A 240-nucleotide genomic window follows, 5' to 3' on the forward strand; every position below is an offset into this window, starting at 1 on the left:
GTGAAGCGCTTCAGCCAGTCCTCCAGCCATTCGATCGCGGCGAGGTCGAGATGGTTGGTCGGCTCGTCGAGCAGCAGCACGTCGGGGTTCATCGCCAGCGCGCGGACGATCGCGGCCCGGCGCTTCTCGCCGCCGCTCGCGGTCGATGCCTCGCGGGTCAGGTCGATGCCGAGTTGCCCGGCGATCGCCTCGGCCTCGTAGCTTTCCGGCGCGCCTCCTCCTGACAGGACATAGTCCATC

Annotated in this window: 1 protein-coding gene; it reads right to left on the minus strand. The window is 68.8% G+C overall.

The window, feature by feature from the left end; genetic code table 11:
• On the minus strand, window positions 1–240 hold a 240-nt coding region (locus AC0L2P_RS32510; RefSeq protein ID WP_473507280.1), incomplete at both ends, for an ATP-binding cassette domain-containing protein.

It is taken from the genome of Mesorhizobium sp. WSM4836, from assembly GCF_055811815.1.